A 24,282-nucleotide genomic window follows, 5' to 3' on the forward strand; every position below is an offset into this window, starting at 1 on the left:
GGGGCCGTGCTTTTATTGTCCCGGCGTACCCGGCCAGCCCAGAAAGCTGTCCTGATCGCGGCTGAGCTGTTCGGTCTGGGACGGTGCGGTTTGAAACGCTAGCACCGCCAGCGTGCAGGCCGTTTCCTCCTCGCGGACGCCCTCGGCCTGGGCCTCATCAAGCAGGGCGCTGAGGGCGCGGACCAGCTGCTGATACCGGGCCGGGGTCAGGCGCAGGGTCAGCACATCGGTGTGGGCAGGGTACGACTCGTCTGAAGTCGGATACGGCAACTGATCGAGTGTGGCGGGCTGCTCGGTGCTCCCAAAGCCGTAGACATCCTCCTCACCCGCTTTCAGGCTGCGCCACGAGCGCTCGTAGGCGTCCAGAAAAGCGCTGGAGAGCCGGTGCATGGTGGACACACCGCTGCTGGCCTCATCGCCTGGCGGCAATTCGCACGGGACCCGGAATTCACGGGCGGCGAGCTGATACAGCACTTTCCCGCCCTCGCGCCGCACCTCGAACAGTAGGCCCAGGGCGGCCAACTTGTGGACGTGGTGGTGCGCCAGATTTGCCGCCATGCCCAAGCGCGGAGCCACGTCGCTGGGCGACAGGGGCGTGATGAAGTGCGCCAGGAAGCCGCTGCGTTGCCGCAGGGCACGGGCGGCGGCAAGGTCGGTGACGCGCCGCTGCTCAAGCTGAGTTCGGGTCATGCCCACAGCTTGCCGCTTTGCCTTTCAGTGGGCGAGTGGGTGGACTGAAACACCCCAGCGCAACTGACTGCAAGCTGATTGGAACTGACCGGAGAGACAGAATGTACGGTCTTGAATGGTCTATGTCAGACGCGGCAGGATAGTGTGAGGAATGTCCCTTGCAGGCACCCGCGTGGCCGACCACTACACTTTGCTACGCCCGCTGGGTCAGGGAGCGTCGAGCCGGGTGTATCTGGCGGTGGGTGACGACGGCAAAGCGTACACCGTCAAGCTGTTTTCCGCTGGACTCACGGCACACGCCGAGCGCGAGGCGAGCATGCGGGTGCGCGCGCCGCATCTGGCCGAGGTGGTGGCACAGGGCGAGGTCGCGGGACAGCCCGCCGTAGTGCTGCGCTTCAGCCGGGGTCAGGAACTGTTCTCGCGCTACCGCGCCCGCCCGGCTCTGACGCACGAGCGCCACGCCTACCTGCGCACGCTGAGCGATGTGCTTGAAGCACTGGTGGCCATGCACGCGGGCGGCTGGCTGCACCGCGACGTGAAGGCAGACAACATTCTGGTACAGCCCAGCGGCGAGGCCCAGTTGCTCGACTACGACCTCTCGGGGCCGCTCTACGAGATTTTCGACGCACCGCTGTGCATCGGCACGGCAGCTTTTCAGTCGCCCGAAGCCCGGCTTGGTGCAGTGTTGGGACCGCAGAGCGATCTCTACAGCGTCGGCGTGCTGCTTTACTGGGGGCTGTGCGGCGCACTCCCTGAGGGTCCCCACCCGCATTTCAACGCCGGGCCGCTGGGGGCGCTGTGCCGCCGCCTGCTCGACCCCGATCCGGCTCGTCGGCCGGGCGACGCCGAGCAGGTGAGAAGCGAGCTGCTGAGACTGGAGCTGGACTGAGTTCGGTGAGCGGCGGCTACAGGTACACCCGCGCCACCGTTTCCGCCGTCGCGGCGGGCTTGTCCTGCCCCTCGATCTCTATGGTGTTGAGCAAAGTCAGTTGCAGGTAACCGCTGCCCTGCTCGACCGCTTGCAGCACGGCGCGGTTGCGCAGGCGGCGGCCGACCCGCACCGGAGCGACAAAGCGCACCCGGCCCAGGCCGTAGTTGACCACCATTTTCGCGCCTTCCAGTTGCAGGCTGCCGCCCAGGTTGGCGAACTCACCGGCCAGCAGGGACAGGGTCAGGAAGCCGTGGGCGATGGGACCACCGAAGGGCGTCTGGGCGGCCTTTTCCGGGTCAACGTGAATAAACTGGTGGTCTCCGGTGGCGTCGGCAAAGGCATTGACGCGCGCCTGGGTGATCGGCACCCACTCGGAGAGAGCAATCTGCTGGCCGATCAGCGCTTGAAGTTCGCTCGGTTGCATATCAGGACTCCGTGAATCTTCGTGGATGGGTTCGCTCGGCAGGTTCGCGGCGCAGATGTGACGGCTATGCACTGATACTTTAGGAGCGCGTCCCGATGACGGCAATGGTCGCCAGCGCCGTCGCCACATGGGTGTCCTGAGCGCCGCTGACGGCGTATACGTCCGAGCGCACGATGACCTGCTGCTTTCCAGCGCGCAGCACCTCGCCCCGCGCCCACAACAACTCACCACGTGCCGCCGTCAGAAAGTTGAGCTTGTATTCGGCGGTTACCACGTCGCCCGTCAGGCTGGCCGCCGCCCAGGCGCTCACGGTATCGGCCAGGTAGCCGATGACGGCTCCATGCGCCTGGCCGTGGTGCTGGGTGAGATCGGTGCGCAAATCGAGTTCGATCTCGACGGTACCTTCCTTAAACGAGCGCAGGCGCACACCGATCCAGCGGGAATAGGCGCTGCCTTCCAACCCCAGCCTGGTAAGCAGCCTCGCGCCCTCACTGTCCAGTCCAGAACCAGTCAGGTCAGCCCCACTCATATCAGCATGGCTCCGCCGTCCACCGCGATGTTCTGCCCGGTCATGAAAGCTGAGGCGTCGCTCGACAGCAGCAGGGCCAGGCCCTTGAGGTCCTGCTCGTTGCCGATGCGGCCCAGCGGCGTGGCGGCCAGAATGCGCTGCATGCCGTAGTCGAGCGTGCCTTTGGTCATCTTGGTCGGGAAGTAGCCGGGGCAGATGCTATTGACCGTGATGCCGTGCGGTGCCCACTCGGCGGCCAGGGTGCGGGTCAGGTTGACGACGCCGCCCTTGGAGGTGTTGTAGGCCAGCGTGGGAATCATGCCCATGCCGTTGCCCTGAAGTCCGGCCACCGAGGCCACGTTGACGATGCGCCCGGACTTGCGCGGCAGCATCGACAGCTTGCCCACCGCCTGTGTCACCAGAAACAGCCCGTTGATATTCAGGTTGATGACCTTTTCCCAGGCTTCCAGCGGGTGCTCCTCGGTTTTTGCGCCCCAGGTGGTTCCGGCGTTGTTGACCAGAATGTCGATCTGCCCCCAGGCGTCCAAGATCTGCTGCACCATCGGCTCCACGCTGGCGTAGTCGCTTAAGTCATTGCGAATCACCATGACTTCCACGCCGAGGCCCTCCAGATGGGCTTTGGCCTCGTCGAGTTCGTTTTGCTTGCGGGCGGTCAGCACCACTTTCGCGCCGTACTCACCGAGTGCCTCGGCGATTTGTAGGCCCAGGCCGCGCGAGCCACCGGTGATGAGGGCGATTTTACCGCTGAGGTCGAACAGGGGTTTGAGTGGCATGGGTTCTCCTTTGAGTTGAAGAGGGAATTAGAAAAGTCGGTACCTGGCCCGGGCCAGCTCGAAGCCGTGACCGTCGCGGTTGGAGCAGCGCACGCCCGCTGTGCTGGAGACGCAATTGATGCCGCCGCGCCGCCAGACCTGACCGTAGGCCAGCACGGGCCGCGCCAGATCGACCACGGTGTCGCCGTGGCAGGTGAAGTAAGGTTTGCCATTGTCGTCCAGGCCCAGCGAATCTCCCCAGGCCAGCGTGCAGTCGGCAGGCTGACGCGGGGCCTTGAACGCCGGTTCCAACACGTCGCAGCGCAGCGTGAAGGCCGGGCCGTCGGGAGCGAACTGACATTGCAGCCTCTTTGACGGCAGCGAGAAGCCGTCGTCCAGCGAAGTACTCTGCGCCGAGGCCGTCGCGCACCCCAGACCCAGCACCACCAGCAGCAGCCACGGTTTCATTTGCTCGCCTCCAATTGCTCGTCCAGGAAGCCGCGCACATGCCGCAGAAACTCGCTGCGCCGCTCGATCTGCGGCATGTGCCCGGTCTGCGGGTAGATCTTGAGCCGCGCGCCAGGAATGCCGTCCACGAGGCGCTGGGCGTTGGGCAGCGGAATCAGGTCGTCGGTTTCGCCGTGCAGAATCAGCGTCGGCACCTCGATCTGGGCGAGGTCGGCGCTGGTGTCGTGGCTGCGAATAGACCGGAACTGACGCTTGTAGCTCTCGGCGCTCTGGGGGTGGATGCGGGCATTGTGTTCGGCCATGTCGAAGGCGGCAGGGTCGCGCTCCACTAGGCCGTCAGCGGCCATCAGGGCCAGGGCCTGCCGCGCCCGCTGGCCCGCCTCGATCTCGGCAGACAGAAACAGGGCCTCTCTCCCGCGCTCGGTGGCCGGGGTGCTGGCCGCACCGCCGGGGGTAGTGGACACCAGCACCAGCCCACACACCAGTTCGGGGTGGCGCAGGGCCAGCTGCTGCGCGACCATGCCGCCCATGCTCAGGCCCACCACGAACACCGGGCCGCTGCCGAGCGCCCGCAGAAACGCGGCGGCGTCGTCGGCCAGATCAGGCAGGGTGTAGGCGTCCTCGACTTTCTCGGAATCGCCAGTGTCGCGGTGATCGGGCGAGAGCGCCCGGTACGCCTGACCGATCTCGTCCACGACCTGTTGCCAGCCAAGCCGCGAGCCGCCCAGCCACGCCAGAAAGAGCACTGTGGCGCGGGGGTGAGCGGGCGAGACTTCGGTGTAAGCGACCCTGCGCCCATCAATCTGAATAGCGTTCAATTGAACCTCCTGAGTGCACCGGCAATGCCCACAAGTCGCCGCACTGCCGTCAGCGCGGCTCCCACCACGATGATCCACAGCACCACGCCCGGAATCTGGACCGCCCAGGCGGCGGGCACCACCGCGCACAGCCCTGCGCCTGCGGTGACCAGGGCCATGCGCTGCGGCTTGGCCAGCGGGCCGCGAAAATCGCTGGGCGCACCCGCAGCGCGGCCCACCGCCCGGATATAAGCGGTGCTCATCGCCGCCAGCGCCGCCGCGAGGCCCAGCGCCAGATTTCCAGCCGCCCAGCCCAGCCCCAGCACAATCGCGGTGTCCGAGACCCGGTCCGGCACCTCGTTGAAGAGTTCGCCCACCGGGGAAGCCACGCCGCGCCCGATGGCGACCATGCCGTCGAGCAGGTTGGCCAGCAGACGAAGCTGCACCAACGCGCCGCCGAGCAGCCACCATGCCCAGGCCGCGCCAGGCGGCGACGCCGCGAGCGCGAAGCAGCCCCCAGCCAGCAGCGCCGAGCCCATCCCGGCCAGCGAGACGGCGTTGGCCGAGGCCTGCCGGGCAATCAGCCAGGCCGCCAGCCGCTGCGCCGGACCGGAGTCGCGGGCGGCGATGGGGCGGCGCTCTCCCCCGTTGGTCACCGGCGGGCCTTAGAACCAGGCACTCTGCATGTCGTGGGTGGTGGAATCGGCGCTGGCCAGCAGGTCGGTGTGAAACTTGATCTTGGGCAGCTCGTAGACGGCAAAGAAGTGGGCGGCCTGGAGTTTACCCTGGTAGAAATCGGCGTCGTCACCCCTGGCACTGGGCAAGGCCCTGGCTGCCGCGCTGGCCTGCCGCAGCCACATCCAGCCGATGACGGTGTGGCCGAGCGCTTCCAGGGCGCTGTTGGCATTCGCCAGAAACAGATCCGGGCCGAGCTGGGGCGCTTTGCCGAGAATCGTCTGGAAGGCACTGCGGCACTCGTCAATCGCTGTTTGCAGCGCGTCGCGAATCTCCACCACGCCGTCCAGCGCCTCGGACGCCTGAAGGTCGGCCTGCATCTTTTCCAGCAAGACGACCAGACCTCGCCCGCCTGCCTGCGAGAGCTTGCGGCCCAGCAAGTCGTTGCCCTGAATGCCCTCGGTGCCCTCGTGGATGGGGTTGAGGCGATTGTCGCGGTAATACATCTCGACCGGATAATCGCGGGTATAGCCTGCGCCGCCCATCACCTGAATGGCGTCGGATAAGCTCTCCTGGCTGTACTTGCTGGGCCAGGACTTGACGATGGGCGTGAGCAGATCGAGCAGCAGGTCGTTGTCGGCCTTCTGGTCTTCCGGCCCGGTCTGAATCTCGTCCACCAGCGCTGAGGCGTAAAGGCCCAGGCTCAAACCGCCCTCCACGAACGATTTCTGGCGCAGCAGCAGCCGCTTCACGTCGGCGTGGTCAATGATGGACACCATGCCGCTGCCGGGGTCCTTGTTGCTGGCGTGCCTGCCCTGCTTACGCTCACGGGCGTACTCCAGGCTGGCGAGGTATCCGGCGTAGCCGAGCATCACCGCGCCCATGCCCACGCCGATGCGGGCCTCGTTCATCATCCGGAACATGTAGGCCAGGCCGCGCCCCGCCTCGCCCAGCAGTTCGCCCACCGTCTCGCCGCCCTCGCCGAAGTTGAGCAGGGTGTTGGTGGTGCCCCGGTAGCCCATCTTGTGGTTGAGGCCCGCCAGCACGACATTATTGGACTCGCCGACTTTGCCGTCCTCGGTCACCTGGTAGCGCGGCACGATGAACAAGCTGATGCCCTTGACCCCCGCTGGAGCGCCCTTGATGCGGGCCAGCACCAGATGGACGATGTTCTCCGAGAGTTCGTGCTCGCCGCCGGAAATCCACATCTTCGTGCCGGAGATGTTGTAGCTGCCGTCGTCTCTGGGCGTGGCGGACGTGGTGATGTCGGCCAGCCCGCTTCCGGCGTGCGGCTCGCTGAGGGCCATCGTCCCGAACCAACGCCCTTCCAGCAGCGGCAGCATGTACTTTTGCTGCTGCGCCTCGGAAGCGAACTCGCGCTGCAAGTTGGCGTTGCCGATGGTCAGGAACGCGTAGCCGCTGCTGCCCACATTGGCGGCCTGAAAGTGTGCCTGCACCGCCTGAAGCACCACCCAGGGCAGTTGCAGGCCGCCGAGTTCCTCGTCGTGGTGGGCGCTGAAAAATCCGGCGTCACGAAAAGCGTTGACCGCCGCCTGCACGCCCGGCACCAGCCGCACCTTGCCGCCCTCGATGTGCGGCTCGTTGAGATCGGCCTCGCGGGCGTGGTTGGCAAAATACTTTTCGGCCACGTTGTAGGCCAGCGCCAGCACGTCGTCATACACCTCACGGGAATGCTCGGCAAAGCGCGGGCGGCTCGGCAGAGAAGCGGTGTCGAGCACCTCGTAGAGCTGAAACTGCAAATCGCGTTTGGAGAGAAATGGGGCCACGGAAAGAATCCTCCTGACAGGTCGGGGCGCGGGTGGGGCTGGGGCAGCTTGAGCACGCCAAGTCTAGCGCAGACGCGGCGCACCTGTCTGACAGGTCACAGGCGCATCCGATTGGGCGTTGGGGCTAGGCAACCCAGCAGACCCACTCTTGCACTTGCGAAATTTCACGAATGCGGACGCGACCCGACCCAGGGTGCCGCCCAGAAGTGCTCCCGCACCTTGCTCCCAGCTCCACCCTCCACCCTTTTCCAGCCGGGAGCGGGCGTGTAGGCTGAGCGTAGTCCTGTTCCTCTATCCCCTTCACCCCATACCGGCCCCGGCGTTTTGCCACCGGCCCCAGGAGTCCCGATGACCTCAGGAAGCGATCTTCACGGCGGCCCCCACCCCAGCGGCAAGATGCGCGGCGTGGTGCTGCCCGGCAACCGGACCCTGTCGTGGCGCGAGTCCGACATTCCGGTGCCGGTGGGCCAGCAGGTACTGATCGAGATGAAAGCGTCGAGCCTGTGCGGCAGCGATCTGCGGGCCATCTACCGGCCCAGCGACCAGGGCCACGGCCCCGAGGCGTACCGGGGCGTCGTCGCCGGGCACGAGCCGTGCGGCGTCATCGTGGCCACCGGGCCGGACGCGGGGGTCTTCGAGATTGGGGACCGGGTGGTGGTGTACCACATCGGCGGCTGCGGGGTGTGCGCGGCGTGCCGCCGGGGCTACATGATCTCATGCAGCGACCCGGTTCGGCGGCGGGCCTACGGCTGGCAGCGCGACGGCGGGCATGCGCCCTACCTGCTGGCCGACGCAGCGCATCTGGTGAAGTTGCCGGACGCGCTGAGTTACGTGGACGGGGCACTGGTGGCCTGCGGCTTCGGCACCGCTTACTCGGCCTGCCTGCGCGCCGCCGTCTCGGGCTGTGACCGGGTGCTGGTCACGGGGCTAGGACCGGTGGGCCTGAGCGTCGCCATGCTGGCCCGCGCCATGGGCGCAGCTGTGGTGGGCGTGGAAAGTGTGCCAGAGCGGCGCGAGCTGGCCCACGCGCTGGGCTTTGCCGATATCGTCTCGCCCTCCGACACGGCGCTGGACGAACTGCTGGCCCTCAGCGGCGGCCAAGGTTTCGAGGTGGCAATCGACTGCTCGGGAGCCGAGGCTGCCCGCCACCTGTGTCTGGAAGCCGCCCGCGAGTGGGGCCGGGTGGTGTTCGTGGGTGAAGGCGGCACGGCCTCGTTTGCGCCTAGCCCGCTCCTGATTCACAAGCAACTGACCCTGCATGGCTCGTGGGTGTGCAGCCTCGGCGAGATGATGCGCCTGGTGGAACTGCTGGAGCGCTGGCAGCTTCATCCCGAAACCACCGTGACGCACCGCTTCAAGCTGGACCAAGCCCAAGACGCCTACGAACTCTTCGACACCGGCAAGACCGGCAAGGTGGTCATCACCTGGGACGAGCCGGTTTAGCGGCCACTGGCCTCAAGCCGGGTCGGTGACTTCAGATCGGGTAATACGTCCGGGCCTCGCCCCTCAGAAAATCGCGGGTGGGAATCCAGATCAGCGGGTTGCGCTCCTCGACTTCCGGCGGTGGACCGAACTTCACCAGGCTCAGCACCTGCTCGAAGGCCACCCACTTGGTGCCCACCACTTCCGGGTCGGTGGGAGCCAGCTCGCCGGTGAAGTTGGCCGTGAAGCGCCCGAAGTTGGCGTAGCACTCGTTGCGGGTGCCGGTGAGCATCTCGCCTTCCAGCAAGCTCACAAACTGCAAATCGGTCACGCTCAGGCCGGTTTCGAAGCGCACCTGGCGCACGGCGGCGTTGGCCAGACTCTCGCCGGGGTGCGCCTTGCCGCCGGGCAGACCATAAAAGATGCTGCCGTCGTCCATGCGCTCGGCGACCAGCAGCAGGTGGTTGTCGTTGACCAGGTAAACGTGGGCCGCACGCTTGATCGGCAGCGTGCGTGACAGATGACTCATGCGGCTCAGTCTAGCGCCGCTGGCGCGCCCCGCCCGGTTGCCAACTTGGCCCGGTTGCCGAGGTAGCCCAGTCGCCGACTTCATCCAGTTGCACATTTTGCCCAGTTGCTTCACCCGCGCCGCCGTACAGTGGACGCATGGTGGACGCACTGATAGGACATACGCCCGTCGTCAAGCTGAAGAGCCTTGCTGAGCCGGGTTCGAGCGACGTGTTCGTGAAACTCGAAGGCCAGAATCCCGGCGGCAGCATCAAGGACCGCACCGCCCTGGGCCTGATCGAGGACGCCGAGGCGCGCGGCTGGCTCAAGCCCGGCGGCCTGATCGTGGAGCCGACCAGCGGCAACACCGGCATCGGACTGGCGCAGGTGGCGGCGGCGCGCGGCTACCGCCTGGTGCTGTGCATGCCCGCCTCGATGAGCGAGGAGCGCAAACGCACCCTGGCTGCCTACGGAGCTGAGCTGGTGCTGACCGACCCCTCACGGCGGATGCTGGCCGCCATCGAGGAGGCCGAGAAGATTGCCGCCGAGCGCGGCGGCTGGATGCCCAACCAGTTCGAAAACCCCGCCAATCCCGCTACCCACGAGGCCACCACCGGCCCGGAACTGTGGCAGCAGATGGAAGGCCGCATCGACGCCTTCGTCTACGGCACCGGCACCGGCGGTACCCTCACCGGGGTCAGCAGATACCTGCGCAAGATGAATCCGGCGGTCAAGATCTACGCCGTCGAACCGGCCCGCAGCAACGTCTTGTCGGGCGGCGAGCGCGGCGACCACGGCTTTCAGGGCATGGGGCCGGGCTTCATTCCCGGCAACCTCGACCGCTCGCTGATCGACGAGGTGATCGAGGTCTGGGAGGAGGACGCCTACCCGCTGGCCCGCCGCCTGGCCCGCGAGGAGGGACTCTTCGTGGGCATGTCCAGCGGCGGCATCATCTGGGCGGCGCTGGAACTCGCCCGCCGCCTGGGACCGGGCCAGCGGATCGCCACGATTGCCTGCGATTCCGGCGCGCGCTACCTCACGACGCCCCTGTTCGACGGCAGCCGCGACACCCCCGGCCACTACCTGCCGTATTCGCGCGAAAAAACCGAGAGCCCTGTCTGAGCCGCTGACCTGGGGCTACATGGACGCTGCCGCCGTGCGCTGAGAGTGTGAGATTTCTGTCATTAGCGGATGATTAGACTTCGAACAGTTGTTCAGTCTGCTCTGCGCTTTTGATCACCCGCCTGATCACTCCACGCACGCTGAGTTCCGTATTCCGGCGGACTGCGCCGCATCCCCGCTGATCCATCTGGCGCTGCTTTTCCGGAGGCCCCATGACCCTGCTCGGCACGTTGGAACAATCCGCCTTCATCGACCTGTTCAAGTTCATCCAACACCAGCACGGGACCCTACTGCTGCATCAGGCCTACCAGGGGCGCACGCTGGAACTGTACCTGGAAGCGGGGCAACTGCGCGCCCTCTACGCCGACGGCTTTCAGATTCAGGAGCAGTTGCGGGTGCGCGAGGTCGCCTACCACCTGGTCACGCAGCCGGTCAGCGCCTTCGAGTTCGACAACCGCAAAGTGCAGCCCGGCGAGAAGTTGTGGCTGGACCTGAATCTGGGCGAGCTGCTCGGCAAAGCGGCCCGGAGCGCGCAGGTTCCCGAAGACCAGCTCCCGGAACCCCAGGAGAAGTTCATGGCCGAGCCGCTGACGCGCCGGGTACCCGAGACGCTGGAGGGGTGCTGGCAGCAGCTTCGGCCACTGCTGCGGGCCGGGGCGAGCGCCGCCGACGTGGCCCAGCACCTGCCGTACAGCGAGCGCGAGGCCCGGCTGATGCTGCGCGACCTGCGCGCTGTCGGGCTGATCGTGCCGCAGCGCCAACTGGCCGTCCGGCAGCAGTTCGCTGCCCAGCTCCGGGCCACGGCGGCAGAACCACCGGTCCCAGAGCCGGTCGGCGCGCACGCCAGCAGCCTGCGGGCCACCCTCAAGCGGCTGAGCGAGTCTTTTCACTGAAGCTGGAAACGGTTCAGCAGGCACCGGCGAACAGCCCGTCCAAGAAGTCTGGACGGGCTGTTCGCCGGTGGGCAGGCAAGAATTCTCGATTCAAGCGATTTCCGTCCAATTCGTTCTAAAAATGGAACCCCGCCATTTCTAGAACTCCTTTCCCAGCAACCGCTTTCCTTCTGCCATTGATCGGGTCAACAGTGATGGCATCACTGAGTAACCAGAATTCTTGATTCAGGCCGGCACGAGGTCGCCAGAACGGTTCCAGAAGCGGTGCTGGGCCAGCCCATTCAGGAAATCGTCAGTGGACGCCTTGGACAGCTCGAAGACGCCCTGCTCGGCACCCAGCGGCACGCCCGCCTGCTTCAGCAGCGCTGCCGCGTCGGCACTGGCCGCCAGCGGCTTGCCGTGCTTGTAGGCCTGGGCCACGAAGCGCACGGCGTCGCCCAGTGTGCCCAGCGTCTTGAGGCTGGCCGCGCCGCCCGGCAGGTACACCGCATCGTACACGACGGAAGGGGTGGTTAGCACCGTCTTGTCCACCGGGGCGCTGCCACCTTCGCCTTTCAGCTGGCCCAGATGGGTGCCGACGACCTCGGCCAGTGCGCCCTGGGCTTCCAGCGCCGCTTTCATGGCCTCGATATCGGCAATCCGCACGCCGTCGGCGGCCAGAATCGCCACTTTGCGGCCCTGAATGGAGGGCGGTGCGGTGTTGTGCTCTACCATGCTCAGGGCCGCGTCGCGCTGCAAGCCGCCCGACGCGGTGGTCGGGGTCGTCGCCCCGGCGAGCAGCTTCATCAGCTCGGCGTCGGTGGGCAGCGGCCCGGCCACATCCAGTTCGCCCAGCGCGGCGGCCACCTGATCGCCCAGCACCGCGTTGATGCGGCGCAGGTGATCAATCATCTTCAGGCGAATGTCGCGGGTTTCGACTTTACCCAGCTCGAACTGCTGCGCGCGCACGATGTGCATTTTCTCGACCGGCGACATCGAGTTCCAGAACAGCTGGGCCTGCCCGTAATGGTCGGCAAAGCTCTCGGCCCGCTGGCGAATCTTGGTGCCTTCCATCGCTTCCGGGTAGCTGACGAAGCCCCCCTTGTCGGCCGGTACCTCCGCCGGTTGCCCGCCGCCCAGCGAGTTGGGGTGGTAGGCGACCCGGCCTGGATTGACGGTCCGGCGCATCTGGCCGTCGCGCTGGTGATTTGCTACAGGCGCGAGCGAGCGGTTGATCGGCAACTCGGTCCAGTTGGGTGTGCCCAGGCGGCTGATCTGGGTATCGAGGTACGAGAACAACCGGCCCTGCAAGAGAGGGTCGTCGCTGAAATCCATCCCCGGCACCAGGTTGGTGGGCATGAAGGCGACCTGTTCGGTTTCGGAGAAGTAGTTGTCGGGGTTGCGGTCCAGCGTCATCTTGCCGACCCGCTTGACCGGCACCAGCGCTTCAGGAATCAGTTTGGTGGCGTCGAGCACGTCGAAGTCGAAGGCGGCGGCCTGCGCCTCACTGAAGATCTGCAAGCCGAGTTCCCATTCCAGCGGCTGCCCCAGCTCGATGCTGTCCCACATATTGCGGCGGTGAAAATCGGGGTCGCGCCCGGCCAGTTCCTGCGCCTCGTCCCACACCAGCGAGTGAAGGCCCGCCAGCGGCTTCCAGTGAAACTTGACGAAGTGCGACTGCCCCTGCGCGTTGATCAGCCGGAAGGTGTGCACGCCGAAGCCTTCCATGTTGGCGAACGAGCGCGGAATGGCCCGGTCACTCATCACCCACATCAGCATGTGCATGGTTTCGGGCGTCAACGACACGAAGTCGTAGAAGGTGTCGTGGGCACTGGCCGCCTGCGGAATCTCGCGGTGCGGCTCGGGCTTGACCGAGTGGATCAAATCGGGAAACTTGATGGCGTCCTGAATGAAAAACGGCGGAATGTTGTTGCCCACCAAGTCCCAATTGCCCTCCTCGGTGTAGAACTTGACCGCGAAGCCGCGCACGTCGCGGGCGGTGTCGGCCGAGCCACGCGATCCGGCCACCGTCGAAAAGCGCACGAACACTGGCGTCTGGCGGCTCGGGTCGGTCAGCACCTTTGCTACCGTGAACTCGGCGAGCGAATCGTCATACACCTGGAAGGTGCCGTGCGCGCCCGCGCCGCGGGCATGCACCACCCGTTCGGGGATGCGTTCGTGGTCGAAGTGGCTGATCTTCTCGCGCAGCAGGAAGTCTTCCAGCAAGCTGGGGCCGCGCACGCCCGCCCTGAGCGAATTCTGGTCGTCGCTGATGGCGTGCCCGAGGTTGTCGGTCAGCTGGGGACCGGGCGGCTGGGTGGCCTGCTGAACGGTCGACAGTTGACTGCTGCGGCGCTGGGCCTTGGTCTGTTCGGGCTGCTTGGTGTGGTCGTCCTTCATATGCTCCCCCTCACGGGTGGCCGCGCCGGATGAGCGGACGGCTACCATTGAAGGGGGTTATAAACCGGCGGTATTAAACGAACGTCAGATCTACCCACAAGGTAAAGCGCCGCTCAACGGCGGAGCATGGTACCGCGGCTGTTCTTCTAGATCGGATGAAGCCGGGTTTAAGTGACCCTCGGAAAAGCGACCTGAAAGGCTGTGTACTGCTGGATACGGTCCCCGATCAAATCGTTTCAGGGGAGCCGACGCCAGCAGAACACCCTACCGGACGTGGAAGAGGCAAATCGGAGTTCGTATCAGAACTGCAAAGCGTAGGCCGCACCGTCGCTGCCCTGGCAGTCGCCCACGCCGTGTCCGCTGGCGTCTGCTTGAAAGGTGCAGATGAGCGTTTTGACGGCGGCAGCATCGAGCTTGAGGGTCTTGACAATCAGGTTGCCGGGCCGGGCCACGTTGCGGGCCGGGGCGCTGAAGCCCATGCCGGAACCGTGCCGGAAAAAGCCCCCACCGGAGCTGAAACCGCCGCTTAGGCCAAAGCGCAGATTGACTGGATCCGCGTTGCCGATCACGCTGTACTGGCCGCTGTAAAGTTCCTGGCCGAGCTGCACCGTCACGTTGTCGGGCATGCCGGGCGTGGCGGCGCGCGCCTGGAAGCCGCCGAGAAATACCACCCGGCCCTCCTGCCCGCTGACGGTATTGACGAGACGGCCCGCCGTGTCAGTTATGGTGGGCGCGCAGGCCGCCAGTACACTGGCCGACACCACAGCGAGAAGAAGGGCAGAGCGGTTCATGCTTCATGATAGCTCCGGCGAACTGGCAGGCGGCTGAGAGAACCCCCGAATGTCCCCACCCGCCATTCACCCGCGCCCGCTTGCGCTAGCCTGAGCCGCCATGAAGCTTCGATCCAGCCGCCGACCCCCCAGTGCCCACGACCCCAGTGCCCGGCACCCCGGTACTCCGCACCCGAGTGCCCAGCCGCCGACCGCCACGCCCGACCGACTCATTCTCGACATCGAGAAGGTCGTGGCGGGTGGTCTGGGGCTGGCCCGGCACGCGGGCGGCGTGGTGCTGGTGCGTGGCGCGCTCGGCGGCGAGCAGGTCGAAGCTCAGGTCAGGGCGGCGCGGGGGGTGCGCCAGGGCCGCCTGCTGCGGGTGCTGCGGCCCAGCCCTGACCGGGTGGACGCCCCCGAGCTGCCCACCACGGATCTGGCCCACGCCAGCTACCCGGCACAGCTCGGCATCAAGCGCGAACTGGTGGAAGAAGCCCTGAGCCGCATCGCCAGACTGGACATCGCCAAGCTGGCCCATCCGGTGGCCGCGACGGTGGCGAGTCCCCGGCAGTGGCAGTACCGCAACAGCGCGCAGTACCTGATCACGCCCGGCGGCCTGGCCTACCGCGAGCGCAGTGGGCCGGGCGTTCGGCGGCTGGACGGCCCCGACCCGCTGCTCATGGAAGCGGTGCAGGCGGTGATGGCGCGGCTCAACCCTGCGCTTCTCGACCCGGCCCAGGAAATCGCCTTCCGGGGCAGCCGCCTGAGCGGCGAGGTGGTCGTTACCCTGATCGGTCCCGGCGAGCCGCGCCAGTACCTGCGGGCCTCGGATCACCTGCTTGACGCGGGCGTGGTCGGGGTGTCCCTGGCGAGTCCGGCCACTCAACCGGCGGGGCGGCGCTTCTCGGCGGGCGTCAAGCTGATCGCTGGGGAAGCCACCATCCTGGAGCAGCTCGGTGACGTGCAGGTGAGCCTGTCGGCCTCCGGCTTCGCGCAAATCAACCCCGAGGCGGCGGGGCTGGCCTACCGGCTGGCGGCGCAATTGGCAGGCAGCGGCGAGCGGGCCACCGACCTCTACGGCGGCAGCGGCGCGATTGGCCGCCACCTGGCGCACACCTTCGCGCAGGTGCTGGTGCTCGACACGGCTTCGGAAGCGCTCAAGCGCGGCCAGCGCGACGTCCTGCGCAGCGGTGAACGCAACGTGGTGTTTCGCCGCACCGATGCGGACGTCGGCGTCGGCCCACCGCTGCCCGAGGCCGACGTGATCGTGGTTGATCCGCCACGCGCGGGGCTGAGTTCGGAAGCCCGCCACGCCATCGACGCCGCCGCTGCCCGGACGCTGATCTACGTGTCGTGCGACCCGGCCACCTGGGCACGCGACGTGGGCGATCTGGTCAACCGGGGCTGGCAGCTCGGTGAGGTGGTGCCGCACGACTTCTATCCGCAGACCAGCCACGTGGAAGTCGTCAGCCGCCTGACCCGGCGCTAAATTCGCCGCGACCGCCTTCGCCTGTCTTCACTCGTCCTGTACTCCCTCAGCCTGGGCCGATCTCACCTGCCGCCAGCAAGCGCTCCAGCACAGCGGCCACACCGCCCTCGTCGTTGCTGAGGGTCAACTCGCTTGCCGCCGCCTTCACCCCGGCATCGGCGTTGGCGACGGCCACCCCACGCCCGGCCCAGGTCAGCAGCGGCAGGTCGTTGGGCGCGTCCCCGAAGGCAATGACCTCGGCGGCCTGAATCTCCAGCGCAGCGCACAGCTGTGCGAGCGCCGCACTTTTATGCACACCGCGCAGAGCGATCTCGGCGAAGGGTGCACCACTGGTGGAGGCGTGGAGGTCCTGGCCGCAGCAGGCGTTGATCAACTCCGCCAGGGCCACGGGAGAGCGGGTGGCCGAGCGGGCGATCACCTTCAGCACGGGGGGGCCACTGTCCAGCACATTGAGCACGTCATTCACACTGTCCGGCGCGGCGCGGTAGGCGATTTCGGCACGCATATCGCTGCCCCATTCCAGCGCCAGGCCAATGTCGGGACAAACCGAGCGCAACAGTGGCACGGCGCGGCGCAGCACCCCCGGCGGTACCGGAAAGAGCGACTCCGCGCCGCCGTCGGAGAGGCGGTGAATGGCCGCGCCGTTGCTGCAAATGACGTGGCCTTCCAGGCCGAGTTCACTGGCCAGCGGCAGCACCGTCCTTGAGGGCCGCCCGGTGATCAGCACCACCACGCCGCCCGCCGCCTGCACACCCGCAAGGGCGGCGCGGCTGCGCCCGCTGACCTCACCTGCCGTGTCGAGCAGCGTGCCGTCCAGATCGGTGGCGATGAGCCGCAGCGTACTGGCACGGGGCATCAGCGGGCTTCCAGCAGCACCACAGCCGAGGCATGCTCACGGGTGTGGGTCAGGGTCAGGTGGGCCACCCAGCCGAGGCGCTGCATCTCCAAAGCGATGACTGGCGCAAAGCCCAGCAGCGGCGGCGCGTAGGGAAAGGGACCGCCGGGGGTGCGGGGGCGCTCTACCCACACGTCGCGCCAGCCGTGTGGACGGGGCCAGACTTTCTGAAAGGCTTCCTTGGCGGCGAAGCGGGCGGCGAAACTCGGCACCGGGTCGGCGAGTGCGCGGCAGTAGTCGAGTTCGGTGTCGGTAAACAGCTTGCCGAGACGGTGACCCTCGCGCGCCAGCAAGCCCCGGATGCGCTCCACCTCCACCAGATCATGCCCGATGGCCACGATCACGCGGTTCCTGCGGCGCGGCGGCCCACGGCTAGTAGCCTTTCTCCAGCTCGACTTTGTTGGGCGGCTCCTCGCCGCGCGCAAGCTGGCCCAGCACCCCGGCGGCGTACCCGGCGGCCCGCTGCGACATGTCTGCGGTGGTGCTGGCGATGTGCGGCGTGATCAGCACGTTGGAGCGGCCCCAGAGTGGGTCATGGTCCGGCAACGGCTCGGGGTCGGTCACGTCCAGCACCGCTCCGCCGAGGTGGCCGCTGTCGAGGGCGGTCAGCAGCGCCGCCGGATCGACGAGTTCGCCGCGCCCCAGGTTGTAGAGCCACGCGCCGGGCCGCAGCTGACCGAGCACGTCCGCGTTCACGATCTGCCGGGTGGCGTCGGTCAGCGGCAGCAGCAGCAGCAGGTCGTCGGCCATTGCCAGGGCCGCCCCGATCTCCTGCGGCGTGGAGTGGGAGCGCAGCCCGGTCAGCTGCGCGCCGAAGGGGGCCAGTAGATCGCCCAGCTCGCGCCCGATGTGGCCGTAGCCCCACACCACCACCTGCCGGTCCTTGAGGGTCCACAGCGGCCCGTGCTCCGCCGCGCCGCGCGCCCAGTGGCGGGCCTGGGCAAAGCGGATCAGCCCGCGCCCCGAGGCCAGCAGCACCGCCGCCGCGTGCTGAGCTACTGCCGCGTCGTGCAGTTCGTGGGCGTTGTAGAGCGTGACCCCCGGCGGCAGCAGGTCGGGCCAGCCGTCGATTCCGGCGGTGAGGGTCAGCACCCACTTGAGATTGGGACGGGCCAGCACCCGCTCGCGCATGGCCCTGGGCAACCCCCAGGCCACCACCCCCGCGAAATCGCCGTCCGGCAGCTGGTCGGCGCGGTAGTAGGCCGCCTCAATGCCCGGTACGTCCAGGGCCCGAAATTCAGGCAGATCAGGAATCAGTACGCGCATGCCAGTCCTCCGAGGTTATTTCCATATGCACGTCGGTGCGCCCGGAACGCTCGCTGCGGCCCACCTCACGAAAGCCCGAGGCGGCAAAGGCCCGCTGGGCGCGGCGGTTGTGCGAGAAGGTGGTCAGGCGAATGCGCCGCAGCACCGGGTCGCGCACGGCAAAGGCCCACTGCAAGGTGGCCTGCACCGCCTCGCGTCCGTAGCCCTCGCCCCACAGCCGCCGCTCGCCGATCATCACGCCCAGGGTGGCCGTCGTCGGGCGGGCCGGCGGCGAAGGGCGCAGATCGTAGAGTTCGATGCTACCAATCAGGTGCGCGTCCTCGTTGACGATGCCGAACCCGTGGCGCTCGCCGCTGCGTTCCTCGTCTTGCATCACCTTGCGAAACAGCCACTCCGGCAGCCGGATTGGTTGCGCGCCGTTCCAGTCGGCCAGTTCGCGGTCGCGGAAATAGCTGTACAGGGTGCGCCACTCGGCGTTGTTCATATCGAGAAGCGGCTTGAGCATCACCCGCCCCCACGTTGGCCCCGCCCGTTGCTCGCTCACCATCGCCCGGCATCTTATCCCGAAACCCGCGCCTGTCACGGACAACGGCATGCTCGTCAGAATGCTTGAGGTGACAGCCCTCACGTGCCGCTGCTAGCCTGATGACATGCGCTTCTTTTCTCGGGTGACCGTTTCGCTCCTGACTTTCTCGTTTCTGACCGCGCCGCTGGCGCTGGCCACCGCGGTCCAGGCCACCTGGGTCACGCTCAAGCCGCTCTCTGAGACGCCGGTCCTGAAATTTGACGCACCGCAGCAGGTCACCGACCCGGCCAAGTCGTACCGGGCCGTCGTCAAGACCACGCGCGGCGACATCACGCTGGACCTCTACGCTCAGCAGGCTCCAAAAGCCGTCAACAGTTTCGTGTTTCTGGCGCTCAACCATTTCTACGACGGCACGCCCTTTCACCGCGTCCTGACCGGCTTCATGGCCCAGGGCGGCGACCCCACCGGCACCGGCACCGGCGGCCCCGGCTACAGCTTCTCGGTGGAGATCGACAAGGCGCTGAATTTCGACTCGGCGGGCGTGCTGGGCATGGCCCGCGCCCAGAGCCTCTCCTCGCAGGGCAGCCAGTTTTTCATCACACTGGCTCCGGCGGGCTTTCTCAACGGGCAGTACACCGTATTCGGCAAGGTCGCGGACGGCCAGAAGGTCGTGGATGCCCTGCAGAAGATCGATCCCCAGAAGTCCGACGCCTCGCTCAAGCCCGACCGCATCGAGAGCGTGGAGATTCAGGAGGAAGCAACGGGCGGGAAGTGAGGTCACTGGGAGGGTAGCTGGGAAAGAGGAGCAGCGGGGCGCTAGCATCTGTTCATGACTGCTCAAGCTCCGATGCCCGAATCCGTCCAGCCGGTGCCCACCGCCCGCATCGATTTGCGCTCCGATACCGTGACGCTGCCCACCCCCGAAATGCGTCAGGCGATGGCCGAGGCGGTGGTCGGCGACGACGTGTACGGCGAAGACCCTACCGTCAACACCCTGCAGCAGACGGTGGCCGAACTGCTGGGCAAGGAAGCGGCGCTGTTCATGCCCTCGGGCAGCATGACCAACCAGGCGGCCATCGCCATGCATACCTCACGCGGCCAGGAAGTCATCTGCGCCGAGGGGTCGCACATCTACGAGTGGGAACTCGGCATGATGGCGGCCTTCTCGGGGGTGGTGCCCAGGTTCGTGCCCGCCCCATTGGGCATTCCCGACCCACAGCAGGTGCGCCGGGCGGTGCGGCACAGCATTCACCAGTCGCCCACCGGCCTGATCAGCCTGGAAAACACCCACAACAAGGCGGGCGGCACCGTCATTCCGCTGGACGTGATGCAGGCCGTTCGGGCGGTGGCCGACGAGGAAGGGTTGCCGCTGCACCTCGACGGCGCGCGGATGGCCAACGCGGCGGCGGCGCTGGGCATGAGCCTCAAGGACGTGGCCGCTCCCTTTCACAGCGTCTCTCTGTGTCTGAGTAAGGGCCTGGGCGCGCCGGTGGGCAGCGTGCTGGCCGGATCGAAGGCCGATCTGGTGCGCGCACACCGCTACCGCAAGATGCTAGGCGGCGGCATGCGCCAGGCCGGAATTCTGGCGGCGGCGGGTCTGATCGCCCTGCGCGACGGCCCGGCGCGCCTGAGTGCCGACCACGCCCGCGCCCGCAAGCTCGCCGAGGCGCTGGTGGAAGCCGGGTACGCCGTCAACCTGAACGCCGTGCAGACCAACATCATCTACGCCACCATTCCCGGCGCTCAGCAGAAGGTGGACGCCTGGGCCGAGCAGGGTGTGCTGGCCAGCGCCCTGGACGTGGACAGCGTGCGCTTCGTGCTGCATTACCAGATCGGCGACGAGATGCTGGCGCAGGCGATCGGGGTACTGACCGCCTGAACCGGCCCACTTTCCCCGGCCCGGACAGGCTACCCTGAAGGCATGTCCGAGCTGCCGCCCACCAAGCTTCCGCACGCCGCCGCCGAGCTGTTCGCCGACAATCTGCCGTCCGCCCAGCCCACCCCGGCCACGCCGCCGATCACGCCTGCCGAGGGCGGCTGGGCGGCCATCATCGTGCTGGTGACGCAGAACGCGGTGTCGGCCATTGCCCTGGCACGCGGCCTGCCACTGGGTACAGCGCTGCTGCTGTCGTTCGTGGTGGTGGTGCTGGTCTTCGGCCTGACCATGCGCCGCACCGCGCTGGCCTTGCTGCGCGACGTTCGCTGGCGCACCCGGCCCAATATCGGCGTGGTGCTGGGCAGCTTCGCGCTGGCGTTCGTGGCGTCGCGGGCGCTGCTGCTGTTCGTGCTGAGCCTGTGGCCCGCCGGGGCGCAGACGGTGCCGGAATTCCTGTCGAAGGGCGCAGACGTGTGGGTGCTGCTGCTGGTGGCAGGCTTCCTGATTCCGGTGGCCGAGGAAGTGGCCTTCCGGGGCCTGCTGATGCGCGGCTTCGAGTGGGCGCGGGGGCCGGTCTTCGCTGCGCTCGTGTCCAGCTTGCTGTTCGGGCTGGCGCACGGCGCACCGGCCCAGGTCATCGCTATTTTGCCGCTGGCCTGGTTTCTGGCGCGCAGCGTGCAGTACAGCGGCTCGCTGTGGACCAGCATCAGCATTCATATTCTCAACAACGCGCTGGCGGTGGGCCTGAGCGCGTTCCTCCAGGGCAAGGACCTCAGCGCGCTGGGCGGCGACATCACCGGCGTCAGGATTCCGCTGACGCTGGGCCTGGCGAGTCTGCTCGTCGGCGTGGCTGCGCTGGTCATCGGCATGCTGTGGCTGACCCCGCGAACGTCGCCCGCGCCCGAGGTGCGTTTTCCGCGCTGGCCCGTCTGGACGCTGAGCACCGTCGTGCTGGGCGTGCTGGTGCTGGCGGCGGTGGCCCTCTCCAGCGCGCCGCTGATCTTCAAGAATCTGGACTTCAAGGGCCTGTGATGACGGCGCGTCGCACTTCTTCTCCCCCAATTCCTGCAAAGGCCCAGCCATGACCAAGCGTCCCTCTTCTGCACCACTGCTCCAGTCGCCCACGCCCGCTCCATTACCCGCACCTTCAATCGCCGACCTGCTCATCCGGCCCACTGCCTTTTTCGAACAGTTACGCGCCCTGCCGCCCAGCGCGGGCCGCTACCTGTGGCTGGTGGCGCTGGCCAGCGTCGTCAGCGGAGTCTCGACCACCATCCTGGCCCGGCACGTGCTGGGCGCGCAGTCGTCGATTCTGTCGGGCGCGGCGGGTGGCAGCGCCATCTCGCCGCTGTTCAACTACGGAGCCGCCGCCTTTGCCAGCGTGTTCGTCACGGTGCTGCTGTGGCTGGCCCTCTGGGGCCTCGGAGCGCTGGGGGCAGGTCCGGCGGGCCGCGCCGCCGAGGTCTACGGCGCGGCCTTCTTGCCCACCCTGATCTGGGCGGTGGTGCTGCTGCCGGTGGCGCTTTTCTTCGCGCCGCAGGTCGCGGTGGCCGCGCCGAACCTCAGCGGCCTGAGCGGCGCGGCGCTGCAAAAAACCGTTCAGGCCTACATCCTCCAGGTGCAGGCAGCGTCGAGCGGCGACCCGGTCAACACGGTGACAACCTGGCTCGGTTACGCCGTGTACCTGTGGCAGTTCGCGCTGGCCTTCGTCGGCTTCCGGGTGCTGACTGGCCAGCCGAACAAAGCCTGGCGCGGCGTGCTCTACCCACTCGCGCTGCTGCTGGTGCTGGCGGCGGCAGCCTGGCTGGCCTCGAAATCGGTGGGGAGTTTGCTGGGGGGATAAAGACGGGCGCACAGACGACGGCTGTCTCAGCGGGCCGTCTGTGCGGTGGGCTGCGCCTCCGGCACCGTCAGTAGCGGCAGCAGCACCTGCACCAGCGGCCCGATCAGCAGCGCGTAGGCCAGCGTTCCCAGGCCCACCGAGCCGCCCAGCAGCCAGCCGACAGCCAGCACCGTCACCTCGATAGCGGTTCTGACCCAGCCGACTGGGCGACCGGTGCGCCGGACCAGCCCGGTCATCAGGCCGTCGCGCGGCCCCGGCCCCAGCCCCGCGCCGATGTAGGCCGCCGTTGCCAGCGCGTTGAGCAGCACGCCACTGATGAGCAGCAGCACCCTCAGCGGCAGGGCCGTGACGGGCGGCAGCAGCCACAGCACGGCGTCGGCCACCGTGCCCAGCACGAAGATATTGGCGACGGTACCGACGCCGGGCCGCTGACGCAGGAAGAGCCACAGTAGCAGCACCAGCGCGCCGACCACATTGACCACCGTGCCCAGGCTCCAGCCCAGGCGCTGCGCGAGGCCCTGGTGAAACACGTCCCAGGGGTCCAGGCCGAGGTTAGCCCGCACCATCAGGGCCAGCGAGACGCCGTAGAGGGACAGGCCGAGGAGCAGCTGAATCAGGCGGCGGGGCAGCATGCCTCCAGCATTCACTCAACTGGACTGTTTTTCTAGAGCCAGTTGTGCCAAAGTGGCTTGATGTCTGCTCCTGCGCCTGTCTTCAGTGGAGGCTCACGCTCGATCAGTGCCGACGCTGTCGCCGCGCTGCTGGGCGAGTGGGCCGGGCGCGGGGCGGCCTACCAGCAACTGGCCCTGGGCCTGCGCCACCTGCTGCTGGATGGTCGCCTGGCCCTGGGCGTGCGGCTTCCCGGCGAACGCGAACTGGCCGCCAGGTTGGGCCTGAGCCGCACCACCGTGACGGCGGCCTACCTGCGGCTGCGTGATGAGGGCTTTCTCACGACCCGGCGCGGTTCGGGCAGCCTGACTTCGCTGCCTGTGGGCGCGGCCCTGCCGGGGGTACCGCTGCCGTTTGAGCCGGCCAGTGGGATGAGCAGTGAAACGGGCCGCTTGCTCGATCTCGCCTACGCCACCCTGCCCGCACCCGAGGGTCTGCACCGGGCCTATACGGCAGCCCTGCAAGCGCTGCCCGCTTACCTGCCAGGTCACGGCTACGCTCCTGCTGGGCTGCCCGCCCTGCGCCAGATCATCGCCGAGCGCTACACCCGCCGGGGCCTGCCCACCGACGCCGAGCAGATCGTGGTCACCTTCGGCGCGCAGCACGCCTTAGGCCTGCTGGTGCGGGTGCTGAGCGCCCCCGGCGAGCGGGTGGTCGTGGACCATCCCACTTACCTGCACGCGCTCGACACCTTCCGGGCCGCCAGCTGCCAGATCGTGCCGGTGGCACTGGGCACGGGCGGCTGGGACCTTCCGGCGCTGCGGACTGCCCTCCGGCAAACCGCGCCCCGCTTCGTGTACCTGATTCCCGATTTCCACAATCCCACCGGGCTGTGCATGTCGCCAGTGCAGCGGCGCGGCGTCGTTGAAGCGGCGGACGAGGGCCGCACCCCAGTGATCGTGGACGAGGTGCTGAGTGATCTGGCGCTCGACGGCCCCGTGCCGCTTCCACTGGCCGGATACGCGCTCCATGCGCCGATCATCAGCATCGGCTCGCTGAGCAAGTCGTTCTGGGGTGGGCTGCGCCTGGGCTGGATTCGTGCGCCCAGGGCGCTGGCTCTCCAGGTAATGGCGGCCCGCACCGCCTCGGATCTGGGCGCGCCGATTGTGGAGCAGCTTACCGCCGCACACCTGCTGGCCGACGCCGAATCGCTGCTCTTACAGCGGCGGGCCACCTTGAAGCGGCAGCGCGCGGCCCTGCAAACGGCGCTCGGTCAGCACCTTCTCGAATGGCACTTCACCGTACCGGAGGGCGGCCTGTCGTTGTGGGCCCGTTTGCCGCAACCGATCAGCTCGGCGCTGGCGGCCAGCAGCGAGCGCTTCGGCGTCCGGGTCATCGCGGGGCCGCGTTTTGGAGTGGGTGGTCAGTTCGAGCGCCACCTGCGCCTGCCCTTTACCCTGCCGGAAGCGGAGATCGGCGAGGCGATCCGGCGGCTTTCCCGCGCCGCCCAGGCGGTGAGCGCCAGGCCGCAAGGCAAGGCGGCTTCCGAGATGGGCGGCCTGCTCAGCGGGGTTTGAGGGCGCAGGGCGGTTTGGCGAGCTGTTCGGCCCCACTTCACCGCTCCGTGCTAAG

The 24,282-nt window shown here is 67.6% G+C and carries 26 protein-coding genes; 10 read left to right on the forward strand and 16 right to left on the reverse strand.

The window, feature by feature from the left end; translation table 11 throughout:
• Positions 1–12 precede the first annotated feature (12 nt).
• Positions 13–690: a winged helix-turn-helix domain-containing protein gene (locus GUI70_RS10920; protein ID WP_161882350.1), complete on the reverse strand. Its 678-nt coding sequence runs from the start codon at positions 688–690 to the stop codon at positions 13–15.
• Between the two features lie 151 nt (positions 691–841).
• On the opposite strand from GUI70_RS10920, the gene GUI70_RS10925 reads away from it, so the two are divergent.
• Positions 842–1,579 (forward strand): serine/threonine-protein kinase, encoded by a 738-nt coding sequence (locus tag GUI70_RS10925; RefSeq protein WP_161882351.1) that lies wholly within the window; start codon positions 842–844, stop codon positions 1,577–1,579.
• 16 nt (positions 1,580–1,595) lie between these two features.
• On the opposite strand, the gene GUI70_RS10930 is transcribed toward GUI70_RS10925, so the two are convergent.
• From GUI70_RS10930 to GUI70_RS10960, 7 genes are all read right to left on the reverse strand, one after another.
• The gene (locus GUI70_RS10930; RefSeq protein ID WP_161882352.1) at positions 1,596–2,045 is read right to left on the reverse strand and encodes a MaoC family dehydratase; all 450 of its coding nucleotides are present in this window, start codon (positions 2,043–2,045) and stop codon (positions 1,596–1,598) included.
• A gap of 79 nt (positions 2,046–2,124) precedes the next feature.
• Positions 2,125–2,574 (reverse strand): PaaI family thioesterase, encoded by a 450-nt coding sequence (locus GUI70_RS10935; RefSeq protein ID WP_161882353.1) that lies wholly within the window; start codon positions 2,572–2,574, stop codon positions 2,125–2,127.
• A complete protein-coding gene (locus GUI70_RS10940) occupies positions 2,571–3,347 on the reverse strand; it encodes an SDR family oxidoreductase (protein ID WP_161882354.1) in 777 nt (258 codons plus the stop codon). Before GUI70_RS10940 ends, GUI70_RS10935 begins: the two co-directional genes overlap by 4 nt.
• 27 nt (positions 3,348–3,374) lie before the next feature.
• Complete coding sequence (locus GUI70_RS10945) at positions 3,375–3,794, reverse strand: DUF6636 domain-containing protein (protein ID WP_161882355.1); 420 nt, start codon at positions 3,792–3,794, stop codon at positions 3,375–3,377.
• On the reverse strand, positions 3,791–4,612 hold the full coding sequence (locus GUI70_RS24305) for an alpha/beta fold hydrolase (RefSeq protein ID WP_161882356.1): 822 nt from the start codon (positions 4,610–4,612) through the stop codon (positions 3,791–3,793). Before GUI70_RS24305 ends, GUI70_RS10945 begins: the two co-directional genes overlap by 4 nt.
• Positions 4,609–5,247: a CDP-alcohol phosphatidyltransferase family protein gene (locus GUI70_RS24310; RefSeq protein ID WP_161882357.1), complete on the reverse strand. Its 639-nt coding sequence runs from the start codon at positions 5,245–5,247 to the stop codon at positions 4,609–4,611. Before GUI70_RS24310 ends, GUI70_RS24305 begins: the two co-directional genes overlap by 4 nt.
• Positions 5,248–5,256: 9 nt before the next feature.
• On the reverse strand, positions 5,257–7,053 hold the full coding sequence (locus GUI70_RS10960) for an acyl-CoA dehydrogenase (RefSeq protein ID WP_161882358.1): 1,797 nt from the start codon (positions 7,051–7,053) through the stop codon (positions 5,257–5,259).
• A gap of 348 nt (positions 7,054–7,401) precedes the next feature.
• Between GUI70_RS10960 and GUI70_RS10965 the strand changes: the two genes are divergently transcribed.
• Positions 7,402–8,496: a zinc-dependent alcohol dehydrogenase family protein gene (locus GUI70_RS10965; RefSeq protein WP_202630458.1), complete on the forward strand. Its 1,095-nt coding sequence runs from the start codon at positions 7,402–7,404 to the stop codon at positions 8,494–8,496.
• Positions 8,497–8,527: 31 nt separating this feature from the next.
• Here GUI70_RS10965 and GUI70_RS10970 read toward each other — a convergent pair whose 3' ends face one another.
• Complete coding sequence (locus GUI70_RS10970; RefSeq protein ID WP_161882359.1) at positions 8,528–9,004, reverse strand: NUDIX hydrolase; 477 nt, start codon at positions 9,002–9,004, stop codon at positions 8,528–8,530.
• Positions 9,005–9,141: 137 nt separating this feature from the next.
• On the opposite strand from GUI70_RS10970, the gene cysK reads away from it, so the two are divergent.
• On the forward strand, positions 9,142–10,104 hold the full coding sequence (gene cysK / locus GUI70_RS10975; protein WP_161882360.1) for a cysteine synthase A: 963 nt from the start codon (positions 9,142–9,144) through the stop codon (positions 10,102–10,104).
• 212 nt (positions 10,105–10,316) lie between these two features.
• The gene (locus GUI70_RS10980) at positions 10,317–10,997 is read left to right on the forward strand and encodes a DUF4388 domain-containing protein (protein ID WP_161882361.1); all 681 of its coding nucleotides are present in this window, start codon (positions 10,317–10,319) and stop codon (positions 10,995–10,997) included.
• A 225-nt stretch (positions 10,998–11,222) separates the two neighbouring features.
• On the opposite strand, the gene GUI70_RS10985 is transcribed toward GUI70_RS10980, so the two are convergent.
• Both GUI70_RS10985 and GUI70_RS10990 read right to left on the reverse strand, forming a co-directional pair.
• Positions 11,223–13,424, reverse strand: coding sequence for a catalase (locus tag GUI70_RS10985; protein ID WP_237724846.1), 2,202 nt, complete (start codon positions 13,422–13,424; stop codon positions 11,223–11,225).
• Positions 13,425–13,675: 251 nt separating this feature from the next.
• On the reverse strand, positions 13,676–14,167 hold the full coding sequence (locus GUI70_RS10990; protein ID WP_161882362.1) for a hypothetical protein: 492 nt from the start codon (positions 14,165–14,167) through the stop codon (positions 13,676–13,678).
• A gap of 100 nt (positions 14,168–14,267) precedes the next feature.
• On the opposite strand from GUI70_RS10990, the gene GUI70_RS10995 reads away from it, so the two are divergent.
• Positions 14,268–15,635, forward strand: coding sequence for a class I SAM-dependent RNA methyltransferase (locus GUI70_RS10995; RefSeq protein WP_161882363.1), 1,368 nt, complete (start codon positions 14,268–14,270; stop codon positions 15,633–15,635).
• A gap of 46 nt (positions 15,636–15,681) precedes the next feature.
• Here the strand turns inward: GUI70_RS10995 and GUI70_RS11000 are convergent, their stop codons facing one another.
• The 4 genes from GUI70_RS11000 to GUI70_RS11015 are packed head-to-tail and all read right to left on the reverse strand — an operon-like array spanning position 15,682 to position 18,301.
• Entirely contained in the window at positions 15,682–16,491 is an 810-nt protein-coding gene (locus GUI70_RS11000) for an HAD-IIB family hydrolase (RefSeq protein WP_161882364.1), read from the reverse strand.
• Positions 16,491–16,874 carry a 4'-phosphopantetheinyl transferase superfamily protein gene (locus GUI70_RS11005; protein ID WP_161882365.1) on the reverse strand — a complete coding sequence of 128 codons (384 nt, stop codon included), beginning with the start codon at positions 16,872–16,874 and terminating at the stop codon, positions 16,491–16,493. The genes GUI70_RS11000 and GUI70_RS11005 overlap by 1 nt, the downstream gene beginning before the upstream one ends.
• 28 nt (positions 16,875–16,902) lie before the next feature.
• A complete protein-coding gene (locus GUI70_RS11010; protein ID WP_161882366.1) occupies positions 16,903–17,796 on the reverse strand; it encodes an NAD(P)-dependent oxidoreductase in 894 nt (297 codons plus the stop codon).
• Complete coding sequence (locus tag GUI70_RS11015; RefSeq protein ID WP_237724847.1) at positions 17,777–18,301, reverse strand: GNAT family N-acetyltransferase; 525 nt, start codon at positions 18,299–18,301, stop codon at positions 17,777–17,779. Before GUI70_RS11015 ends, GUI70_RS11010 begins: the two co-directional genes overlap by 20 nt.
• A gap of 145 nt (positions 18,302–18,446) precedes the next feature.
• Between GUI70_RS11015 and GUI70_RS11020 the strand changes: the two genes are divergently transcribed.
• From GUI70_RS11020 to GUI70_RS11035, 4 genes are read left to right on the forward strand one after another with little or no spacing between them, the layout of a single operon-like run.
• Complete coding sequence (locus tag GUI70_RS11020; RefSeq protein ID WP_161882367.1) at positions 18,447–19,097, forward strand: peptidylprolyl isomerase; 651 nt, start codon at positions 18,447–18,449, stop codon at positions 19,095–19,097.
• A 54-nt stretch (positions 19,098–19,151) separates the two neighbouring features.
• Positions 19,152–20,201 (forward strand): threonine aldolase family protein, encoded by a 1,050-nt coding sequence (locus GUI70_RS11025; protein ID WP_237724848.1) that lies wholly within the window; start codon positions 19,152–19,154, stop codon positions 20,199–20,201.
• A gap of 42 nt (positions 20,202–20,243) precedes the next feature.
• Positions 20,244–21,230, forward strand: a complete 987-nt coding sequence (locus GUI70_RS11030; RefSeq protein WP_161882368.1) for a CPBP family intramembrane glutamic endopeptidase — start codon at positions 20,244–20,246, stop codon at positions 21,228–21,230.
• A gap of 49 nt (positions 21,231–21,279) precedes the next feature.
• A complete protein-coding gene (locus GUI70_RS11035; protein ID WP_161882369.1) occupies positions 21,280–22,041 on the forward strand; it encodes a YIP1 family protein in 762 nt (253 codons plus the stop codon).
• 26 nt (positions 22,042–22,067) lie between these two features.
• On the opposite strand, the gene yczE is transcribed toward GUI70_RS11035, so the two are convergent.
• Positions 22,068–22,673 carry a membrane protein YczE gene (gene yczE / locus GUI70_RS11040; RefSeq protein WP_161882370.1) on the reverse strand — a complete coding sequence of 202 codons (606 nt, stop codon included), beginning with the start codon at positions 22,671–22,673 and terminating at the stop codon, positions 22,068–22,070.
• Between the two features lie 60 nt (positions 22,674–22,733).
• Here yczE and yczR point away from each other — a divergent pair, with 60 nt between their 5' ends.
• Positions 22,734–24,227 (forward strand): MocR-like transcription factor YczR, encoded by a 1,494-nt coding sequence (gene yczR / locus GUI70_RS11045; RefSeq protein ID WP_161882371.1) that lies wholly within the window; start codon positions 22,734–22,736, stop codon positions 24,225–24,227.
• The last annotated feature ends 55 nt before the right edge of the window (positions 24,228–24,282 follow it).

Source organism: Deinococcus alpinitundrae, assembly GCF_009982895.1.
Classification (GTDB): domain Bacteria; phylum Deinococcota; class Deinococci; order Deinococcales; family Deinococcaceae; genus Deinococcus; species Deinococcus alpinitundrae.

Excerpts from the sequence above, each read along its gene's own strand:
- GUI70_RS10920 (WP_161882350.1), bottom strand. The coding sequence starts at position 690 with ATGACCCGAACTCAGCTTGAGCAGCGGCGCGTCACCGACCTTGCCGCC.
- GUI70_RS10925 (WP_161882351.1), top strand. The coding sequence starts at position 842 with ATGTCCCTTGCAGGCACCCGCGTGGCCGACCACTACACTTTGCTACGC.
- GUI70_RS10930 (WP_161882352.1), bottom strand. The coding sequence starts at position 2,045 with ATGCAACCGAGCGAACTTCAAGCGCTGATCGGCCAGCAGATTGCTCTC.
- GUI70_RS10935 (WP_161882353.1), bottom strand. The coding sequence starts at position 2,574 with ATGAGTGGGGCTGACCTGACTGGTTCTGGACTGGACAGTGAGGGCGCG.
- GUI70_RS10940 (WP_161882354.1), bottom strand. The coding sequence starts at position 3,347 with ATGCCACTCAAACCCCTGTTCGACCTCAGCGGTAAAATCGCCCTCATC.
- GUI70_RS10945 (WP_161882355.1), bottom strand. The coding sequence starts at position 3,794 with ATGAAACCGTGGCTGCTGCTGGTGGTGCTGGGTCTGGGGTGCGCGACG.
- GUI70_RS10965 (WP_202630458.1), top strand. The coding sequence starts at position 7,402 with ATGACCTCAGGAAGCGATCTTCACGGCGGCCCCCACCCCAGCGGCAAG.
- GUI70_RS10970 (WP_161882359.1), bottom strand. The coding sequence starts at position 9,004 with ATGAGTCATCTGTCACGCACGCTGCCGATCAAGCGTGCGGCCCACGTT.
- cysK (WP_161882360.1), top strand. The coding sequence starts at position 9,142 with ATGGTGGACGCACTGATAGGACATACGCCCGTCGTCAAGCTGAAGAGC.
- GUI70_RS10980 (WP_161882361.1), top strand. The coding sequence starts at position 10,317 with ATGACCCTGCTCGGCACGTTGGAACAATCCGCCTTCATCGACCTGTTC.
- GUI70_RS10985 (WP_237724846.1), bottom strand. The coding sequence starts at position 13,424 with ATGGTAGCCGTCCGCTCATCCGGCGCGGCCACCCGTGAGGGGGAGCAT.
- GUI70_RS10990 (WP_161882362.1), bottom strand. The coding sequence starts at position 14,167 with ATGAACCGCTCTGCCCTTCTTCTCGCTGTGGTGTCGGCCAGTGTACTG.
- GUI70_RS10995 (WP_161882363.1), top strand. The coding sequence starts at position 14,268 with ATGAAGCTTCGATCCAGCCGCCGACCCCCCAGTGCCCACGACCCCAGT.
- GUI70_RS11000 (WP_161882364.1), bottom strand. The coding sequence starts at position 16,491 with ATGCCCCGTGCCAGTACGCTGCGGCTCATCGCCACCGATCTGGACGGC.
- GUI70_RS11010 (WP_161882366.1), bottom strand. The coding sequence starts at position 17,796 with ATGCGCGTACTGATTCCTGATCTGCCTGAATTTCGGGCCCTGGACGTA.
- GUI70_RS11015 (WP_237724847.1), bottom strand. The coding sequence starts at position 18,301 with ATGCTCAAGCCGCTTCTCGATATGAACAACGCCGAGTGGCGCACCCTG.
- GUI70_RS11020 (WP_161882367.1), top strand. The coding sequence starts at position 18,447 with ATGCGCTTCTTTTCTCGGGTGACCGTTTCGCTCCTGACTTTCTCGTTT.
- GUI70_RS11025 (WP_237724848.1), top strand. The coding sequence starts at position 19,152 with ATGACTGCTCAAGCTCCGATGCCCGAATCCGTCCAGCCGGTGCCCACC.
- GUI70_RS11030 (WP_161882368.1), top strand. The coding sequence starts at position 20,244 with ATGTCCGAGCTGCCGCCCACCAAGCTTCCGCACGCCGCCGCCGAGCTG.
- GUI70_RS11035 (WP_161882369.1), top strand. The coding sequence starts at position 21,280 with ATGACCAAGCGTCCCTCTTCTGCACCACTGCTCCAGTCGCCCACGCCC.
- yczE (WP_161882370.1), bottom strand. The coding sequence starts at position 22,673 with ATGCTGCCCCGCCGCCTGATTCAGCTGCTCCTCGGCCTGTCCCTCTAC.
- yczR (WP_161882371.1), top strand. The coding sequence starts at position 22,734 with ATGTCTGCTCCTGCGCCTGTCTTCAGTGGAGGCTCACGCTCGATCAGT.